This window comes from Streptomyces sp. enrichment culture, assembly GCF_964272855.1.
Classification (GTDB): Bacteria; Actinomycetota; Actinomycetes; order Streptomycetales; family Streptomycetaceae; genus Streptomyces.
Window position 1 is genome coordinate 6,341,909 of the sequence record NZ_OZ186847.1, and the last position, 17,244, is coordinate 6,359,152.

General features: G+C 72.9%; 12 protein-coding genes. 5 read left to right on the forward strand and 7 right to left on the reverse strand.

Going from position 1 to position 17,244, the window contains the following annotated elements; all coding sequences use genetic code 11:
- The first annotated feature begins 57 nt into the window (after positions 1-57).
- Together ACSU6L_RS28055 and lgt are read left to right on the forward strand one after the other, a co-directional pair.
- Entirely contained in the window at positions 58-834 is a 777-nt protein-coding gene (locus ACSU6L_RS28055) for a DsbA family protein (protein WP_437061193.1), read from the forward strand.
- Between the two features lie 92 nt (positions 835-926).
- Positions 927-1,895, forward strand: a complete 969-nt coding sequence (lgt, locus tag ACSU6L_RS28060; RefSeq protein WP_437061195.1) for a prolipoprotein diacylglyceryl transferase — start codon at positions 927-929, stop codon at positions 1,893-1,895.
- 77 nt (positions 1,896-1,972) lie between these two features.
- Here the strand turns inward: lgt and ACSU6L_RS28065 are convergent, their stop codons facing one another.
- From ACSU6L_RS28065 to ACSU6L_RS28095, 7 genes are read right to left on the reverse strand one after another with little or no spacing between them, the layout of a single operon-like run.
- The gene (locus ACSU6L_RS28065) at positions 1,973-2,797 is read right to left on the reverse strand and encodes an HpcH/HpaI aldolase/citrate lyase family protein (RefSeq protein WP_073942799.1); all 825 of its coding nucleotides are present in this window, start codon (positions 2,795-2,797) and stop codon (positions 1,973-1,975) included.
- The gene (locus ACSU6L_RS28070) at positions 2,794-3,987 is read right to left on the reverse strand and encodes a CaiB/BaiF CoA transferase family protein (protein ID WP_437061197.1); all 1,194 of its coding nucleotides are present in this window, start codon (positions 3,985-3,987) and stop codon (positions 2,794-2,796) included. Before ACSU6L_RS28070 ends, ACSU6L_RS28065 begins: the two co-directional genes overlap by 4 nt.
- A complete protein-coding gene (locus ACSU6L_RS28075; RefSeq protein WP_437061199.1) occupies positions 3,984-4,847 on the reverse strand; it encodes a ribokinase in 864 nt (287 codons plus the stop codon). Before ACSU6L_RS28075 ends, ACSU6L_RS28070 begins: the two co-directional genes overlap by 4 nt.
- Positions 4,844-6,217, reverse strand: coding sequence for an ADP-ribosylglycohydrolase family protein (locus tag ACSU6L_RS28080; RefSeq protein WP_437061201.1), 1,374 nt, complete (start codon positions 6,215-6,217; stop codon positions 4,844-4,846). Before ACSU6L_RS28080 ends, ACSU6L_RS28075 begins: the two co-directional genes overlap by 4 nt.
- Positions 6,205-7,380 (reverse strand): ADP-ribosylglycohydrolase family protein, encoded by a 1,176-nt coding sequence (locus ACSU6L_RS28085; protein WP_437061203.1) that lies wholly within the window; start codon positions 7,378-7,380, stop codon positions 6,205-6,207. Before ACSU6L_RS28085 ends, ACSU6L_RS28080 begins: the two co-directional genes overlap by 13 nt.
- 8 nt (positions 7,381-7,388) lie before the next feature.
- The gene (locus ACSU6L_RS28090; RefSeq protein ID WP_437061205.1) at positions 7,389-8,684 is read right to left on the reverse strand and encodes an ADP-ribosylglycohydrolase family protein; all 1,296 of its coding nucleotides are present in this window, start codon (positions 8,682-8,684) and stop codon (positions 7,389-7,391) included.
- Positions 8,681-9,754 (reverse strand): ADP-ribosylglycohydrolase family protein, encoded by a 1,074-nt coding sequence (locus ACSU6L_RS28095; protein WP_437061207.1) that lies wholly within the window; start codon positions 9,752-9,754, stop codon positions 8,681-8,683. Before ACSU6L_RS28095 ends, ACSU6L_RS28090 begins: the two co-directional genes overlap by 4 nt.
- Positions 9,755-10,013: 259 nt before the next feature.
- Between ACSU6L_RS28095 and ACSU6L_RS28100 the strand changes: the two genes are divergently transcribed.
- The 3 genes from ACSU6L_RS28100 to ACSU6L_RS28110 all read left to right on the forward strand — a co-directional run bounded on the left by ACSU6L_RS28100 (position 10,014) and on the right by ACSU6L_RS28110 (position 17,194).
- Positions 10,014-10,745 (forward strand): VIT1/CCC1 transporter family protein, encoded by a 732-nt coding sequence (locus tag ACSU6L_RS28100; RefSeq protein WP_437061209.1) that lies wholly within the window; start codon positions 10,014-10,016, stop codon positions 10,743-10,745.
- 403 nt (positions 10,746-11,148) lie between these two features.
- Positions 11,149-15,741, forward strand: coding sequence for a glutamate synthase large subunit (gltB, locus tag ACSU6L_RS28105; RefSeq protein WP_437065088.1), 4,593 nt, complete (start codon positions 11,149-11,151; stop codon positions 15,739-15,741).
- Positions 15,734-17,194, forward strand: coding sequence for a glutamate synthase subunit beta (locus tag ACSU6L_RS28110; protein WP_073942793.1), 1,461 nt, complete (start codon positions 15,734-15,736; stop codon positions 17,192-17,194). The genes gltB and ACSU6L_RS28110 overlap by 8 nt, the downstream gene beginning before the upstream one ends.
- Positions 17,195-17,244 lie beyond the last annotated feature (50 nt).

The window sequence follows — 17,244 nt, forward strand, 5'->3', positions numbered from 1 at the left end:
ACGGGTGGTCCTGGAGCCGGGGAGGCGCGCTGCGTCTCCCCGGTTCGTTCTGCGGGTGTGAGCGAGAACAACCGTGACGGAAAGCGCACGGCCCGAGAGCGGCTGGCGGCGGAGCGCGCGAAGCAGAAGAGCGCGGAGAAGCGACGGCGGGCGCTGATCGTGGGCGCGAGCGTCGTCTGCGTCCTGGGCCTCGCGGCGGTGATCGGCGTCGTCGCCGCCAACGCCGGCAAGGACGACGGCGGCGACAGCGCGGGCCCGGTCGTGGCCCCCTCGGGCGCCAACGGCGAGGACAGCCTCGTCATCCCGGTCGGCGAGAGCGGCGCCAAGTCGACGCTCACCGTCTGGGAGGACTTCCGCTGCCCGGCCTGCAAGTCCTTCGAGACGACGTACCGGCAGACGGTCCACGAGCTGACGGACGCCGGACAGCTCAAGGTCGACTACCGCCTGGCCACGATCATCGACGGCAACATGGGCGGCAGCGGCTCCCGGACCGCCGCCAACGCCGCGGCCTGCGCCCAGGACGCCGGCAAGTTCGTCGCCTACCACGACGTGCTGTTCGACAACCAGCCCCCCGAGACCGACGACGCGTTCGCCCAGACGGACGAGCTGATCGAGCTGGCGGGCAAGGTCGACGGCCTCGACACGCCCGCGTTCAGAAAGTGCGTCGAGGACGGCACCCACGACAGCTGGGTCGACAAGTCCGCCCAGGCGTTCAGCAACGGCGGCTTCCGGGGCACGCCGACCGTGCTGCTCAACGGCAAGAACATCTTCGACGACCGGACGATGACCCCTGCCAAGCTGAAGCAGCAGGTGCAGCAGGCCGCGAAGTCGTGACCGGGAAATGACGCCGGGCGACCGCCCGTTATGGACCCGTAGCCGGGCTGCCCGTCGCCGGGCCGGTCCGGCACGGTAGCGTCGACCTTGCCATGGAACTTGCCTATATTCCCAGCCCGTCGCGCGGGGTGATCCACCTCGGACCCGTTCCGCTGCGCGGCTACGCGTTCTGCATCATCATCGGCGTGTTCGTTGCCGTCTGGCTCGGCAACAAACGCTGGATCGCCCGCGGCGGGCGGGCCGGCACGGTCGCCGACATCGCGGTCTGGGCGGTGCCGTTCGGCCTGATCGGCGGTCGGCTGTACCACGTGATCACGGACTATCAGCTGTACTTCAGCGAGGGCCGTGACTGGGTGGACGCCTTCAAGATCTGGGAGGGCGGACTCGGCATCTGGGGCGCCATCGCCTTCGGCGCGCTGGGCGCGTGGATCGGCTGCCGCCGCCGCGGCATCCCGCTGCCCGCCTACGCCGACGCCGTCGCCCCGGGTATCGCCTTCGCGCAGGCCATCGGCCGCTGGGGCAACTGGTTCAACCAGGAGCTGTACGGCCGGGAGACCGACCTGCCGTGGGCGCTGCACATCACCTCCACCGCGGACGGCCGGATGCCCGGCTACTACCACCCGACGTTCCTGTACGAGTCCCTGTGGTGCGTCGGCGTCGCCCTGCTGGTGATCTGGGCCGACCGGCGCTTCAAGCTGGGCCATGGCCGCGCGTTCGCGCTGTACGTCGCCGCGTACTGCGCGGGCCGGTTCTGGATCGAGTACATGCGCGTGGACGACGCCCACGAGATCCTGGGCCTGCGCCTGAACAACTGGACCGCGCTGGTCGTCTTCCTGCTCGCCGTCACCTACATCGTGGTGTCGGCGAAGAAGCGGCCCGGCCGTGAGGACGTCGTGGAGCCGGGGGCGCAGCCGTCGGACGGCGACGGTGACACGGCGGCGAAGAGCGAGGACGGCGGCGACGCCGCGACCGAGGACGCCGAGGCCGCGGGCAAGGACGCGGAGGCCGAGGGCAAGGACGCGGACGCGAAGGACGAGGCCGGGTCGGCGAAGCAGAGCTGACGGCGGCTCCTACGTCACCGAGGGCGCCCGGAGATCTTCCGGGCGCCCTCTCGGTGTCCGTGGCGGGACACCGGCGATCAGAGCCGGTGGGCCAGTGCCAGGGTCCGCTGCGCCGCCACCACCACCGCCGCGTCGATGAAGGTGCCGTCCTCCAGCGCCTGGGCGCCCCGCTCCAGGGCCGCCGCCTTCAGGACGGTCTCCGCCTGCTCGATCTCCTCGTGGGTGGGGAGGTAGGCCCGTTCGATGATGGGCAGCTGCCGCGGGTGGATGGCCGCACGGCCCAGGAAGCCGAGCGCGCGACCGTGGGCGCAGGAGGCGGCCAGGCCCTTCAGGTCCCGGGTGTCGGGATGGACCGACTGGGCCGGGGGCGGCAGGCCGGCCGCGCGGGCGGCGACGACCACCCGGGAGCGCGGCCACTCCAGGCCCGCGTCGTCCCGTACCCCGAGGTCGGCCCGCAGGTCCGCCTCGCCGAGCGCGATACCGCGCAGCGCGGGGTGGGCGGCGGCGATGGCGAAGGCGTGCTCCACGCCGAGGGCCGACTCCAGTAGGGCGTACAGCGCGGGTGCCCCGCCCTCGGCGGGTGCCGCGTGCTCGGCGATCCGCACGATCTGCCCGGGCGCGGTCACCTTCGGCAGGCGCAGCCCCGACACCCCGGGCAGACCGGCCATCGCGCGCAGGTCGGCCGCGGCGAGCGGACCGTCGAGGGCGTTGACCCGGACGTGGACCGGCACCGGCTGCGGCTCGGCGAGCAGCTCGGCGGTGGCCGTACGGGCGTACTCCTTGCGGTCCGGCGCGACCGCGTCCTCCAGGTCGACGATCACCACGTCCGCACCGCTGACGAGGGCCTTGGCGACGGTGCGGGGATGGTCGCCGGGGGCGTACAGCCAGGTCAGCGGGATCACAGCGCGCCCTCCGCGCGCAACGCGGCCAGTTCGTCCGGGGTCAGGCCCAGTTCGGTGAGGACCGCGTCGGTGTCCGCGCCGTGCGGGCGGCCGGCCCAGCGGATCGCGCCGGGGGTCGCGGACAGCCGGAAGAGGACGTTCTGCATGCGCAGCGGGCCCAGCTCGGGATCGTCGACGGTGGTGACGGTGTCGAGGGCGGCGTACTGCGGGTCGGCCATCACGTCCCGTACGTCCTGGATGGGGGCGATGGCCGCCTCCGCCTTCTCGAAGGCGTCCATGACCTCGGCGCGGGTGTGCCGGGCGATCCAGCTGCCGACCGCCTCGTCGAGGACGTCGGTGTGGCGGGCGCGGTCGGCGCCCGTGGCGAACCAGGGCTCGTCGATCAGCTCGGGGCGGCCGACCAGCCGCATCACGCGTTCGGCGACGGACTGGGCGGAGGTGGAGACGGCGACCCAGGTGCCGTCCGCCGTGCGGTAGGTGTTGCGCGGCGCGTTGTTCTGGGAGCGGTTGCCGGTGCGGGGCTGGACGTGACCCAGCTGGTCGTACCAGAGCGGATGCGGGCCGAGGACGGTCAGGATCGGCTCGATGATCGCCATGTCGACGACCTGGCCCTCGCCGGTGTGCTCGCGGGCGGCGAGCGCGGTCATCACGGCGTACGCCGTCGCCAGCCCGGCGATCGAGTCGGCGAGGCCGAACGGCGGGAGCGTCGGGGGCGCGTCCGGCTCGCCGGTGATCGCGGCGAAGCCGCTCATCGCCTCGGCGAGGGTGCCGAAGCCGGGTCGGCGGGCGTACGGGCCGAACTGGCCGAAGCCGGTGACCCGGGCCAGGACCAGCCGCGGGTTGGCGGCGGACAGCTCGGGCCAGCCGAGGTCCCACTTCTCCAGGGTGCCGGGGCGGAAGTTCTCGACGACGACGTCGGCGGTCGCGGCCAGCCGCAGCAGGGTGGCGCGGCCGCCGGGCTTGGACAGATCGAGGGTGATGGTGCGCTTGTTGCGGCCGAGGAGCTTCCACCACAGGCCCACCCCGTCCTTCGAGGGGCCGTGGCCGCGGGACGGGTCGGGCCGGATGGGGTGCTCGACCTTGACGACGTCCGCGCCGAAGTCGCCGAGGAGGGTGGCGGCGAGCGGGCCGGCGAACAGGGTGGCGAGGTCGAGGACGCGCAGACCGGTCAGCGGGGGTGCCTGGGTCATGACGTGAACCCGGCCTCGATCTCCTGGCGGGACGGCATCGACGCCGACGCGCCCTCCCGCTGCACCGACAGGGCGGCCGCCGGGGCGGCCCAGCGCAGCGCCTGAGGCATCGGGCGGCCCTCGCCGAGCGCGCCGACGAAGGTGTCGCCCGCGCCGGTGGAGTCGACGGCCTTGACCCGCGGGGCGGGGACGGTGAGCGGTTCGGTGCCCCGGGCGGCGTGCAGGCTGCCCGCCGCACCCAGGGTGATCACCACCTCGGGGACCCGGTCGAGCAGGGCGAGGGCCGCCCCGCGCGGGTCGGGGACGCCGGTCAGCGCGGCGGCCTCGGGCTCGTTCGGCACCAACAGGTCGACGGCGGCGAGCAGTTCCGGCGGCAGCGGGCGGGCCGGGGCCGGGGTGAGGATGGTGCGGACGCCGTGCGCGCGGGCCGCCTCCGCGCCGGCGGTCACCCCGGCCAGGGGGACCTCCAGCTGGAGCAGCAGCGCGTCGGCCGCGGCGATCACCACGATGGCGTTGCCGCCCTCGTCGTCCACGACGATGTGGGCGGTGCCGGACGGGCCCTCGGTGGTGCGCAGGCGGCCGGTGTCCACCCCGGAGTGCTCGAGGGTGGCGCGCAGCCGGGTGCCGAAGGCGTCGTTGCCGACCGCGCCGATCATCGACACGGCCGCTCCGGCGCGGGCGGATGGGGGTGCCCCCGCTCGAGCGAAGCCGAGAGTGGGGGAGATCGCCTGGTTGGCGCCCTTGCCGCCGGGGATCGTACGGAACTCCCGTCCGGTCACGGTCTCTCCGCGCTGCGGTGCCTTCTCGACGTAGGCGACGAGGTCCATGTTCGTACTGCCGAGGACGGCGATATGGGTCATGGGCGGGTTGCCTCCTGGAGGGTGAGCTGGGCCAGGGTGTCGAAGCCGGTGCCGTCGAACCCGGCGACGGAGGTGGCCAGGCGGTTCTTCAGCGGGGCCGTCCAGCGCTCGGGCAGGGCGTCCGGGTGCCCGGCGAGGAGGGCGGCGACGCTGCCGGCCGTGGCGCCGTTGGAGTCGGTGTCCCAGCCGCCCGACACCGCGCGGCACACGGAGCCGGTGAAGTCGCCGTCGGCGTGGGTGAGCGCGGCGGCGATCAGGGCGGTGTTGGGGACGGCGTGCACCCAGTGGTGGCGGGCGGCGTGGGTGGCGTGGAGTTCGTCCACGACCATGTCGAAGTCCGGTGTGGTCCGCGCCAGCCGGACGGCGTGGCGGACGGCTCCGGCGAGCCGGGAGCGCGGCGGGACCACGGTGAGGCCGGTGCGCAGGCAGGTGTGGACGTCGTACGACCCGGTGGCGGCGCAGGCGATGACGGCGGCCGTGAACATCGCCGCGTAGACGCCGTTGGCGGTGTGGGTGAGGGTGGCGTCGCGGTGGGCCTGGGCGGCGGCGCGGGCCGGGTCGCCGGGGTTGGTCCAGCCGTGCACGTCGGCGCGGATCAGCGCGCCGATCCACTCGCGGAACGGGTTGCGGTGGCGGGCCGTGCGCGGGGGTTCCAGACCGCAGAGCAGGTTGCGGTAGGCGACGCGCTCGGCGGTGAAGGCGCGGCCCGCGGGGAGTGCGTCGAGCCAGAGGGCGGCGACCTCGTCGGTGGTGAAGCCCCGGCCGTGGCGGCGCAGCAGAAGCAGGTTCAGCAGCGGGTAGTTGAGGTCGTCGTCCTCGGGCATGCCGTCGATGTTCTCGGCGAGCGAGGTGGTGGCCGAGCGGCGGTTCCACGGGTACTTCGCGGCGAGGTCGTCGGGCAGGCCCCGGGCGGTGAAGTACGTGGTGAGGGGCCAGTTGCCGGTGGCGTGGGCGATCTGGCGGATGCCGTCGAGGGGGAGCTTCTCGACGGGTTTGCCGAGCAGACAGCCCACGGCCCGGCCCAGCCAGGCGGCGTGCAGCCGGGGCAGCAGGGCGTCCGGCGGCGCGGGGGCGGTGGTCGGTGTGGACGGCCAGCCGGGGCACAGGGCGGTGATCCGGCCCAGGTCGGTCGGCTCCTGGTCCGCCAACCTGCTGGGCAGGTCGGCCAGTTCGTCGAGCAGGTCCTCCGCGAGCAGACGCAGATAGCGGGACGCGGGTTCGGGGGAGGCGCCGGCGCGGGCGGGGGCCTCGCAGCCGCCCGCCGCCTTCCAGCGTTCGGCGATCGCCGACGGCTCACGGCCGTCCAGGGCGGCCTGGCGGAGTTCGTGGCCGAGCAGGTCCTCCGGCTGGACCCAGGTCAGTCGGAGCATCCGGCACCTCCCAGCGCGGCGAAGGCCGCCTCGTGGGCGCGGCGGCGCCGTACGTCACGGGCGAAGACCTCCCGGGTCACCTCGGTGAGGACGCGTGCGGGTTCGTGCAGGTCGAGACGGCTGGCCTCGGCGACCGTCTTCGCCCAGTCCTCCGGGACCGGCGAGCCCAGGGCGCCGGCCAGCGCGCCGGCCATGGTGGCGATGGAGTCGCAGTCACGGCCGTAGTTGACCGAGCCGAGGACCGCGTGCCGGTAGTCCCCGCCCGCGACCAGCAACATGCCCAGCGCGATGGGCAGTTCCTCGATCGCGTGCAGCCGGGAGGGGCGGCGGGCGCCCAGGGAGGGGGCCCGGTAGTCGGGGCCCACCGTGTCGTACGGGGCCACCGCCTCCCGCAGCGGCACCAGCGCCGACTCGAAGTCGCCGTGCCGGGCGGCGGTCTCGCAGACCCGCTCGATCGCCGTCCGCGTGCCGTCCTTCGCCAGCGACAGACAGGCCGCCACCACCGAGTCCGGGGTCGCGTCCGGGGCGCAGGCCGCGGCGACCGCCGCCGCGAAGACCCCGGCCGCCTCCCTGCCGTACGACGACTGGTGGGCGCCCGCGACGTCCAGCGCCTCCGTGTACGCGCCCGCCGGGTGGGCCGCGTTGACCAGGCCGACCGGCGCCATGTACATCGCGGCACCGCAGTTGACGATGTTGCCGACGCCCGCCTCGCGGGGGTCGGCATGGCCGTAGTGGAGTCTCGTCACGAGCCATTTCTCCGCCAGGAAGACGCGGTGCAACGGCAGTGCCTCGGCCTCCAGTTCGGGGATCCAGCGCGGTGTCGTCATCAGGTCCGGGACCAGGTGCTCGGCGATCGCGTAGGCGTCCAGATGGTCGCGGACCCGGGCGTAGACCCGGACCAGGGCGTGGGTCATCAAGGTGTCGTCGGTGACGTGTCCGTCGCCCTTGTGGTACGGGGCGAGGGGGCGGGCGGTGCGCCAGGCGTCGCCGTTCCAGGGGCCGACGACGCCGTGGACGCGGCCGCCGTGGCGTTCGAGGATCTGGTCGGGGGAGTAGCCCTCCACCGGGCCGCCGAGCGCGTCACCGACGGCGGCGCCGACCAGTGCGCCGGTGATCCGCTCGGCCAGGGACTCCGCTCGGCTTTCTTCTCCTTTGGGCGTCATGCCCCGAATCATCCTCCTGGTGGGGCCGGTTGTGCCGCTTCCAGGAGTTCGGCGAGTTCCACCAGATCGGTGCCGGTGAGCCGGGGCAGGACACAGCCGGACAGCACCCGGCAGGCGTCCCGCCACGACGCGGGGACCGCCGCGCCGCCGCCCAGCGCTCCGGTCAGGGCGCCGACGAGGGCCGGGGCGGAGTCGGCGACCCGGGACAGACAGGCCGCCGCGGGGATCGCCTCGGCGATCCGGCCCCGCGCGGCGACGGCGAGTGCCAGCGCCACCGGGACGGTCTCGGCGGCGGCGATGCCGTAGCTGTAGACGTGGTCGACGATCTGGTGCTCCAGCAGCGGAACCAGCGCGAAGGCGCCGTCGGCCTCGTCCGCCAGGGTCAGGGCGTGACGGGCGTTGCGGCCGATCTCCGTCTCCGCCGGCAGCTCGGCGAGCGCCGCCGACGCACAGGCCCGCGGGTCCGCGCCGGTCAGCGCGACGGCCACCGCCGCGGCCATCGCGCGGGCGCCGTGCACGCCGTCGCCGTCCTGGGTGTAGCGGGCGTCGAACTCGGCGAGGCCGGCGGCGCCCTCGGGGTCGCCGGGGTGCGCGACGGCCAGCACGCAGGCGCGGACGCAGGCCGCGTCGTCGAAGTAGTGCGGGTTGTCGTGGCCGGTGGCGGGCGGGCGCAGGCCGGCGGCGAGGTTGCCGAGACCCGCCCGGACCGAGATGCGGGCGCGCAGCGGGAGTACGGCGGACTCGACCTCGGGGGCGCGTTCCGCCGCCGCGGCGACCTCGCTCGCGACCGCGTTCCAGGTGAGGTCGATCGCCGCGCGCATCCGGCGGTCCCGGCTGAGGTCGCCGAGGGCGGCGTCGTCGCCGGCCCGCAGGACCGCCTCGGCGGCGAACGCCGCCCACTCGGCGTCGTCGGAGGGGCCGAGGCGCAGGGGTTCCGGGGGCTGGTTCAGGGCGATGGGGACGGGGAGCGTGGTGGTGGCGTTGTGCTCGGCGAAGGTGTCCAGCTCGCGGGTGAGGCGGCGGGTCCAGTCGGGCATGCGGGCGGCGCGGTGGCGGGCGGCGGGCCAGCCGGCGGCGTCGCCTGCGGCGAGGCCGAGCAGGAGGCCTTCGATGCGGGCCGCCGCGCGGGGCCGTGCGGCTCCGGTCTCGGCTCCGCCTTCGGCCGGGTCGTTCCCACCGGCACCACCCGTACCGCTTTCGTCGCCGGGTGCGGGTGGCCCCGGCGGGGCTTGCCCGCCGCCGGCGGCCGCGGGTGTGTCGAGGGTCGTCGTCGCGTCGTCCCACGGAGCCGGAGGCGGCGTCACCGCGTCACCTCCGGCGTCCTCTCCGCCGCCGTTTCCGGCGCCCTGTCCGGCGCCCTGTCCGTCGCCCTCTCCGCCGTCTTCGCGGTCAGCAGGTCCGCCACGTCCAGGACGTGGTGGCCCGCCATCGACGGCAGGCAGCTGCCGCGGGCCGGGCCGATCGCCGACGCCCAGTCGGCGGGGATGGCCGACACGCCCTGGGTCGCGCCGGCGAGGGCGCCCGCGACCGCGGCCGTGGTGTCGGCGTCGCGGCCCATGTTGACGGCGGTCAGGACGGCCTCCTTGAAGTCGCCGTCGGCGGCGGCGTACGCGCCGAAGGCCAGGGCCACCGCCTCGGGGGCGAGGTCGGTCCAGGGGTAGCCGCCGATGACGACCGCGGAGCGGACCGCGCGTTCGCCCCGGTGGGCCACGGTCACGGCCCGGCGCAGCGACCGGGCCGTCCAGGAGTCGTCCGGGACCACGGCGAGGGCCGAGGCCACCACCGCGATCGTCGGGGCGCCGGTCATCGCCGCCGCGACGCCCGCGGCGACGGCCTGGCCGCCGTAGATGCCCTCGCCGTCGTGGCTGACGGAACCGTCGATCGCCACCAGGCGGGCGGCCTCGGCGGGGCGGCCGGCCGCGAAGACGCCGAAGGGGGCCGCGCGCATGGCCAGACCGTCGCTCCAGGCGTGCCGGTGCTGGGCGGAGATGGGGGCGGCCAGGCCCCGGCGCAGGTTCTCCAGGGTGCCGCGCTCGCTGAAGCCGGCGCCCCGGAAGGGGCCCTCGGCGCGGTCGGCGATCCACTCGTGCCAGGCGGCCTCCACATGGGCCGGGGTGAGCGCGGAGCCGTGCCGGGCCAGTAGGAGGCCCGAGAAGATCGCGTACTCGGTGTCGTCCGTGCCGGACGGGGTGTCGGTGACGTAGCCGGTGATGCGGCCCCAGCGGGCGCGAATCTCCGACGGCTTCATGTTCTCGGCCGGCGCGCCGAGCGCGTCCCCGACGGCGAGCCCGAGCAGCGCGCCGCGTGCCCGTTCGCGGAACTCGGCGGCGTCGCCGGGCGCCGGGACCGAGGGAATGCAGGCGATCGATGCCATACGGGCCTCTCCTCTCAAGGGCGCCGAGACGGCGCAGAGCCCTTTGCGGAACTGTCCCCCGGTGCGGTGTGCGGCGCAGCCTCAGGCGCCTCAGCGTCACCCGGTCGACATATGTGCAAGCTCTCGCACGATTGAGCGGAAGAGGGTAAAAGTGCAGGTTAGCCCAGCCTTTCCTTGCTGGCGGGAGGAAATTTCACGACGTAACGTGGGTGTTGTCGAAAAGTAGAAGCAGTCCAAAGAAGCATTCTGGGGGACCCTCATGGCCATCATCGAGACCGAGGCGCCGCTGCACGAGGCGCACCGCGACAACCACACGCACCGGGACGTCAACGGCGGCTGGCTGCGCCCCGCCGTCTTCGGCGCGATGGACGGCCTGGTCTCCAACCTCGCCCTGATGACCGGTGTCGCGGGCGGTGCGGCGAGTCAGCACACCGTGGTGCTGAGCGGGCTCGCGGGGCTCGCCGCCGGCGCGTTCTCCATGGCGGCCGGCGAGTACACGTCCGTGGCCTCCCAGCGCGAGCTGGTCGAGGCGGAGCTGGACGTGGAGCGGCGCGAGCTGCGCAAGCACCCCAAGGACGAGGAGGCCGAGCTGGCCGCGCTGTACGTGTCCCGGGGAGTGGATCCCGATCTGGCGCGGGACGTGGCCCGGCAGCTGTCCAGGGATCCCGAGCAGGCGCTGGAGATCCACGCCCGCGAGGAGCTGGGCATCGACCCCGGTGACCTGCCGTCGCCGGCGGTCGCCGCGGTGTCGAGCTTCGGCTCCTTCGCGCTGGGCGCCCTGCTCCCCGTGCTGCCGTACCTGCTCGGGGCGAGCGCCCTGTGGCCGGCCGTGCTGCTGGCGCTGCTCGGGCTGTTCCTGTGCGGCGCGGTGGTGGCGAAGGTGACCGCGCGCAGCTGGTGGTTCAGCGGTTTGCGGCAGCTCGCCCTGGGTGGCGCGGCGGCCGGTGTGACGTACGCCCTGGGCATGGCGTTCGGAGTGGCCGTAGGATGACCCGGCTGGAACTTATGCGATGGGCCGCATAAGTAGCCGTTACTCGTTGGTTTCGGATGCGTGACCAGCGGGCATGAGCCGTAAGCGCTGCGGGCAATGACGCCCGCGGCGCACCGCGGGGTGAGCGACGCTGCTGACCCCGCCTTCGGGCCGTCGGACACCGATCTGTTCGCACCGGTCCCCCATACTTTCCGCCGCCGAGCGCGGCACTCGCCGCCACCGCGGTGTCCGCATGCTGGAACGGAGTATCCGGTTCCCGAGAACCGCTCCATCATGTAACCTGCACGAAATTTTGATCTCATCGCAGATCTCGCAGAGGGCCAACGTCGTCCCTCGGCAGCTCCCCCAGTGCCTTTCGGGCCTGGGAGGTACCACCAGCCACATGACGACGACGGGAGAGCCGATGCGTACGCCGCGCCAGCCGTCCCAGCACTCCGCGAATGGCCAGAACTGGTCCTTCATGGATGCTCGCCCTGCTGCGCAGGGTATGTACGACCCCCGCAACGAGCGCGACGCCTGTGGCGTCGGCTTCGTCGCCACCCTCACCGGCGAGGCGTCCCACACGCTGGTCGAGCAGGCCCTCACCGTCCTGCGGAACCTCGAGCACCGCGGCGCCACCGGCTCCGAGCCGGACTCCGGCGACGGTGCGGGCATCCTGTCGCAGGTGCCGGACGCCTTCTTCCGCGAGGTGGCCGGATTCCAGCTGCCCGAGGCCGGCGCCTACGCCGTCGGCACCGCCTTCCTGCCGGAGGACGGCACCGCCGACGCCGTCTCGCGTATCGAGACGATCGCCGGTGAGGAGGGCCTGGACGTCCTCGGCTGGCGTGAGGTCCCGGTCGCCCCCGACCTGCTCGGCGCCACCGCCCGCTCGACCATGCCCGCCTTCCGGCAGATCTTCGTCGCCGACGGCACCAGCACGGGCATCGCCCTGGACCGCAAGGCGTTCGTGCTGCGCAAGCGCGCCGAGCGCGAGGTCGGCGTCTACTTCCCGTCGCTGTCCGCGCGGACCATCGTCTACAAGGGCATGCTGACCACCGGCCAGCTGGAGCCCTTCTTCCCGGACCTGTCCGACCGCCGCTTCGCCTCCGCGATCGCGCTCGTGCACTCCCGGTTCTCCACGAACACCTTCCCGTCGTGGCCGCTCGCCCACCCGTACCGGTTCGTCGCGCACAACGGTGAGATCAACACCGTCAAGGGCAACCGCAACTGGATGCGCGCCCGCGAGTCGCAGCTGGTCTCCGACCTGTTCGGCGAGCGCGAGCTGGACCGCGTCTTCCCGATCTGCACCCCGGACGCCTCCGACTCCGCCTCCTTCGACGAGGTCCTGGAGCTGCTGCACCTCGGCGGCCGCTCGCTGCCGCACTCCGTGCTGATGATGATCCCGGAGGCGTGGGAGAACCACGACTCCATGGACCCGGCCCGGCGCGCCTTCTACCAGTACCACTCCACGATGATGGAGCCCTGGGACGGCCCGGCCTGTGTCACCTTCACCGACGGCACCCAGGTCGGCGCCGTGCTCGACCGCAACGGTCTGCGCCCCGGCCGCTACTGGGTCACCGACGAGGGCCTCGTCGTCCTCGGCTCCGAGGTCGGCGTCCTCGACATCGACCCCGCCAAGGTCGTCCGCAAGGGCCGCCTCCAGCCCGGCAAGATGTTCCTCGTCGACACCGCCGAGCACCGCATCATCGAGGACGACGAGATCAAGGCGCAGCTCGCCGCCGAGCAGCCCTACGCCGACTGGCTGGAGGCCGGCGAGATCGAGCTGGGCGACCTGCCCGAGCGCGAGCACATCGTGCACACCCACGCCTCGGTCACCCGCCGCCAGCAGACCTTCGGCTACACCGAGGAGGAGCTGCGCGTCATCCTGGCCCCCATGGCCAAGAGCGGTGCCGAGCCGATCGGTTCGATGGGCACCGACTCGCCGATCGCCGCCCTCTCCGAGCGCCCCCGGCTGCTCTTCGACTACTTCACCCAGCTGTTCGCGCAGGTCACCAACCCGCCGCTGGACGCGATCCGCGAAGAGCTGGTCACCTCGCTGCGCTCCTCGCTGGGCCCGCAGGGCAACCTGCTCGACCCGACCGCCGCGTCCTGCCGGTCCGTCGTGCTGCCCTTCCCGGTCATCGACAACGACGAGCTGGCCAAGCTCATCCACATCAACGCCGACGGCGACATGCCCGGCATGAAGGCCGCGACCCTCTCCGGCCTGTACCGGGTCTCGGGCGGCGGTGACGCCCTCGCCGCGCGCATCGAGGAGATCTGCGCCGAGGCCGACGCCGCCATCGAGAACGGCGCCCGCCTGATCGTCCTGTCGGACCGCCACTCGGACGCCGAGCACGCGCCGATCCCGTCGCTGCTGCTCACCGCGGCCGTCCACCACCACCTCATCCGCACCAAGCAGCGCACCCACGTGGGCCTGCTGGTCGAGGCCGGTGACGTCCGCGAGGTCCACCACGTCGCCCTGCTGATCGGCTACGGCGCCGCCGCGGTCAACCCGTACCTGGCGATGGAGTCCGTCGAGGACCTGGTCCGCGCGGGCACCTTCCTGCCCGGCATCGAGCCCGAGAAGGCCATCCGCAACCTGATCTACGCCCTCGGCAAGGGCGTCCTGAAGGTCATGTCCAAGATGGGCATCTCGACCGTCGCCTCCTACCGCGGCGCCCAGGTCTTCGAGGCCGTCGGCCTCGAGGAGGCCTTCGTCGAGAAGTACTTCAACGGCACCGCCTCCAAGATCGGCGGCGTCGGCATCGACGTGATCGCCAAGGAGGTCGCCGCCCGCCACGCCAAGGCCTACCCGGCCTCCGGCATCGCTCCCGCGCACCGCGCGCTGGAGATCGGCGGCGAGTACCAGTGGCGCCGCGAGGGCGAGCCGCACCTGTTCGACCCGGAGACGGTCTTCCGCCTCCAGCACTCCACGCGCACCGGTCGCTACGACATCTTCAAGAAGTACACCGAGCGCGTGAACGAGCAGTCCGAGCGGCTGATGACGCTGCGCGGCCTGTTCGGCTTCAAGTCGGACCGGCAGCCGATCTCCATCGACGAGGTCGAGCCGGCCAGCGAGATCGTCAAGCGCTTCTCCACCGGCGCCATGTCGTACGGCTCCATCTCCAAGGAGGCGCACGAGACCCTCGCCATCGCCATGAACCAGCTGGGCGGCAAGTCCAACACCGGTGAGGGCGGCGAGGACCCGGAGCGCCTGTACGACCCGGCGCGCCGGTCGTCCATCAAGCAGGTCGCCTCCGGCCGCTTCGGTGTGACCTCCGAGTACCTGGTCAACGCGGACGACATCCAGATCAAGATGGCCCAGGGCGCCAAGCCCGGCGAGGGCGGCCAGCTGCCCGGCCACAAGGTCTACCCGTGGGTGGCCAAGACCCGTCACTCGACGCCGGGCGTCGGCCTGATCTCCCCGCCGCCGCACCACGACATCTACTCCATCGAGGACCTGGCCCAGCTGATCCACGACCTGAAGAACGCGAACCCGCAGGCGCGGATTCACGTCAAGCTGGTCTCGGAGGTCGGTGTCGGCACGGTCGCGGCGGGTGTGTCCAAGGCGCACGCGGACGTGGTGCTGATCTCCGGCCACGACGGCGGCACCGGTGCCTCCCCGCTCACCTCGCTGAAGCACGCGGGCGGCCCCTGGGAGCTCGGCCTCGCCGAGACCCAGCAGACCCTGCTGCTCAACGGCCTGCGCGACCGGATCGTGGTCCAGACCGACGGCCAGCTGAAGACCGGCCGTGACGTGATCATCGCCGCGCTGCTCGGCGCCGAGGAGTTCGGTTTCGCGACCGCGCCGCTCGTCGTCTCCGGCTGCGTCATGATGCGCGTCTGCCACCTGGACACCTGCCCGGTCGGCATCGCCACCCAGAACCCGGTCCTGCGGGACCGGTTCTCCGGCAAGGCCGAGTACGTCGTCAACTTCTTCAACTACATCGCCGAAGAGGTCCGCGAGCTCCTCGCCGAGCTGGGCTTCCGCTCCATCGAGGAGGCCGTCGGTCACGCCGAGGTCCTCGACGTGACCCGCGCGGTGAGCCACTGGAAGGCGCAGGGCCTGGACCTGGAGCCGCTGTTCCACGTGCCCGAGCTGCCCGAGGGCGCGGTCCGCCACCAGCTGATCGCCCAGGACCACGGCCTGGAGAAGGCGCTCGACAACGAGCTGATCAAGCTCGCCGCGGACGCCCTGGCCGCCTCGGACGCCACCGACGCCCAGCCGGTGCGCGCCCAGGTCGCGATCCGCAACATCAACCGCACGGTCGGCACCATGCTCGGCCACGAGGTGACGAAGAAGTTCGGTGGCGCGGGCCTGCCCGACGACACCATCGACATCACCTTCACCGGCTCCGCCGGCCAGTCCTTCGGCGCCTTCGTCCCGCGCGGTGTCACGCTGCGTCTGGAGGGCGACGCCAACGACTACGTCGGCAAGGGCCTCTCCGGCGGCCGGATCGTGGTCCGCCCGGACCGCGGTGCCGACCACCTCGCCGAGTACAGCGTCATCGCCGGCAACACCATCGGCTACGGCGCCACCGGCGGCGAGATGTTCCTGCGCGGCAAGGTCGGCGAGCGGTTCTGCGTCCGCAACTCCGGCGCGCTGGTCGTCTCGGAGGGCGTGGGCGACCACGGCTGCGAGTACATGACCGGCGGTCACGCGGTGGTGCTCGGCGAGACGGGCCGCAACTTCGCGGCCGGCATGTCCGGCGGTGTCGCCTACGTCATCGACCTCGACCGGGACAACGTCAACGTCGGCAACCTGGACGCCGTCGAGGCGCTGGACGACGCGGACAAGCAGTGGCTGCACGACGTGGTGCGCCGCCACCACGAGGAGACGGGCTCGACCGTCGCCGAGAAGCTGCTCGCCGAGTGGGACTCCGCCGCGGAGCGCTTCAGCAAGATCATCCCCAGCACGTACAAGGCAGTGCTCGCCGCCAAGGACGCCGCCGAGCGAGACGGTCTCTCCGAGTCCGAGATCACCGAGAAGATGATGGAGGCGGCGATCAATGGCTGACCCGAAGGGCTTTCTGAACCACGGCCGCGAGGTCGCCAAGTCCCGCCCCGTCGAGGAGCGCGTCAGGGACTGGAACGAGGTCTACGTCCCCGGCTCGCTGCTGCCGATCATCAGCAAGCAGGCCAGCCGGTGCATGGACTGCGGCATCCCGTTCTGCCACAACGGCTGTCCGCTGGGGAACCTGATCCCCGAGTGGAACGACTACGCCTACCGCGAGGACTGGGGCGCCGCCTCCGAGCGGCTGCACGCGACGAACAACTTCCCGGAGTTCACGGGCCGTCTGTGCCCCGCTCCCTGTGAGTCGGCGTGTGTGCTGGGCATCAACCAGCCGGCGGTCACCATCAAGAACGTCGAGGTCTCGATCATCGACAAGGCGTGGGAGACCGGTGACGTCGCCCCGCAGATCCCGGAGCGGCTGTCCGGCAAGACCGTCGCCGTCGTCGGCTCGGGCCCGGCCGGTCTGGCCGCCGCCCAGCAGCTGACCCGCGCCGGCCACACCGTCGCCGTCTACGAGCGCGCGGACCGCGTCGGAGGCCTCCTCCGCTACGGCATCCCCGAGTTCAAGATGGAGAAGCGGCACATCAACCGCCGTATCGAGCAGATGCGCGCGGAGGGCACCCGCTTCCGTACCGGCGTCGAGATCGGCCGCGACCTCAAGGCGACCGACCTGAAGAAGCGGTACGACGCGGTGGTCCTGGCCGTCGGCGCGACGACCGCGCGTGACCTGCCGGTGCCGGGGCGCGAGCTCAAGGGCGTCTACCAGGCGATGGAGTACCTGCCGCTGGCCAACAAGGTCCAGGAGGGCGACTACGTCACCACCCCGGTCTCGGCCGAGGGCAAGCACGTCGTCGTCATCGGCGGCGGCGACACCGGCGCCGACTGCGTCGGCACGGCCCACCGCCAGGGCGCGGCCTCCGTCACCCAGCTGGAGATCATGCCGCGGCCGGGCGAGGAGCGGAACGCCAACCAGCCGTGGCCGACCTTCCCGATGCTCTACAAGGTCACGTCCGCGCACGAGGAGGGCGGCGAGCGGGTCTACTCCGTCTCCACCACCCACTTCGAGGGCGACGAGGACGGCAACGTCCAGTGGCTGCACCTGGTCGAGGTCGAGTTCGTCGACGGCAAGCTGACCCAGAAGCCGGGCACCGAGCGCAAGATCCCCGCCCAGCTGGTGACGCTGGCGATGGGCTTCACGGGCACGGACCGGGAGAACGGCCTGGTCGAGCAGTTCGGCCTGGACCTCGACGAGCGCGGTAACATCGCTCGCGACGCCGACTTCCAGACCAACGTCCCGGGTGTCTTCGTCGCCGGTGACGCGGGCCGCGGCCAGTCGCTCATCGTGTGGGCGATCGCCGAGGGCCGCTCGGCCGCCCGTGGCGTGGACCGGTTCCTGACCGGAGCCAGCGACCTGCCGGCCCCGATCCGCCCGACGGACCGCGCCCTGACCGTCTGACGGTCCACCACAGAACGTCCCGTACAAAGGCGTACGGAACACAGACGGCG

Coding starts and splice junctions, on each gene's coding strand:
- lgt (WP_437061195.1), top strand. CDS start 927: ATGGAACTTGCCTATATTCCCAGCCCGTCGCGCGGGGTGATCCACCTC.
- ACSU6L_RS28070 (WP_437061197.1), bottom strand. CDS start 3,987: ATGACCCAGGCACCCCCGCTGACCGGTCTGCGCGTCCTCGACCTCGCC.
- ACSU6L_RS28075 (WP_437061199.1), bottom strand. CDS start 4,847: ATGACCCATATCGCCGTCCTCGGCAGTACGAACATGGACCTCGTCGCC.
- ACSU6L_RS28080 (WP_437061201.1), bottom strand. CDS start 6,217: ATGCTCCGACTGACCTGGGTCCAGCCGGAGGACCTGCTCGGCCACGAA.
- ACSU6L_RS28085 (WP_437061203.1), bottom strand. CDS start 7,380: ATGACGCCCAAAGGAGAAGAAAGCCGAGCGGAGTCCCTGGCCGAGCGG.
- ACSU6L_RS28095 (WP_437061207.1), bottom strand. CDS start 9,754: ATGGCATCGATCGCCTGCATTCCCTCGGTCCCGGCGCCCGGCGACGCC.
- ACSU6L_RS28100 (WP_437061209.1), top strand. CDS start 10,014: ATGGCCATCATCGAGACCGAGGCGCCGCTGCACGAGGCGCACCGCGAC.
- gltB (WP_437065088.1), top strand. CDS start 11,149: ATGCGTACGCCGCGCCAGCCGTCCCAGCACTCCGCGAATGGCCAGAAC.
- ACSU6L_RS28110 (WP_073942793.1), top strand. CDS start 15,734: ATGGCTGACCCGAAGGGCTTTCTGAACCACGGCCGCGAGGTCGCCAAG.